Annotated in this window: 1 protein-coding gene and 1 pseudogene; both read left to right on the forward strand. The window is 72.0% G+C overall.

Annotated elements, in window-relative coordinates:
• Positions 1–511 (forward strand): annotated as a pseudogene (locus tag GLP40_RS33115) (hypothetical protein); the annotation flags it as partial.
• 14 nt (positions 512–525) lie between these two features.
• Positions 526–1,151: hypothetical protein (locus tag GLP40_RS33120; protein ID WP_154791968.1), on the forward strand; the 626-nt coding region annotated here is incomplete at its 3' end.

The following is a 1,151-nucleotide window of genomic DNA, read 5'->3' on the forward strand; positions in this document are numbered from 1 at the left end:
GCGGTCGGTGACAGTGAGCGATGCACTCGGGCATGTGCTCGACACCTTGCCGTTGGCCGCCGAGGTCGATGGCCGGCAGCTGCCGATCCGGCCGGAGATCTCCGGCGACGCGCGCACTCTGACCCTCGTTCCCGATGTCAGCGGGTTGGATCGGACATCGGTGCGGCCGGTGGCGTCGCCGCTGGAGAACCAGCTGGCGATGAACGATCTCATCAACACGGTCAGCATCAGCACCTCGGTCGGCAGTCTGATCGGCACCGCCATCGGGGCCGTGGCCGGCGTCGGAGTCGGCCTCGCCCTCGCCGGTGCGTCGTGCCTGGTGATCAGCCTCGGCTGTGTCGTGGCTGTGCTGCCCATCGTCACGCTGGTCGGCGCGGCCGGTGGTCTGACCGGGCTGGTGCTCGCGGGCGGGCCCAGCGCCGCGGTCGCCGCCTACAACTACGTCACCACCCTCAACGCGGCACCGGGCACCAGCCAGTACGGCCAGTACGCCGCCGGCGCGAATCACTGAAGGCGAGGAACCAGATGCGGAGCAGCACAACAGCATTCGCCACCGCCGTGGCGTCGCTCGCCGTGGTCACCGCGAGCGTGGCGGCTGTGCCGGCGGCGGCCGACACCGGCGCGCGGCCGCAGTGGCGGGCGACCGTGACCCCGGAATCGGTGATCAGCACCATCGATGTCGGAGGCTTCGTGCTGTCCGCCGATCAGCGGTCGGTCACGGTCCAGGACGGCGCCGGTAGCCAGTTGGCCGGGCTGCCATTGACTTTCGAGCTCGATGGTCGCGAATACGCCCTCGGCCCAGAGATCTCGGCGGACGGGCACCGGCTCACACTGACCCCCGATCCGGCGGTCCGGGCCGCGGCCCAGCCGGTCGCCTCCCCGCTGGAGAACCAACTCGCGCTCGGCGAGCTGGCCGGGAAGATGACCACGGCGACCCTCGCCGGCACCGTCGGTGGCACGGTCATCGGGCTGCTGATCGGAGCGGTGATCGGTGTCGGCTCCTGCCTGATAGTCGGCCCCGCCTGCCTGGCGACCGCACCGGCCGCGCTGGCGGCCTTCGCCGGCGCGGGTGGCCTGGCCGGCACCCTGCTGGCCGGGGGCGGCACGCTCGCGGGCGGGCTGTGGAACTACCTGAGCACGGTGCAGGCGGC

The sequence above is a fragment of the Nocardia aurantiaca genome (genome assembly GCF_009708175.1).
Lineage (GTDB): Bacteria > Actinomycetota > Actinomycetes > Mycobacteriales > Mycobacteriaceae > Nocardia > Nocardia aurantiaca.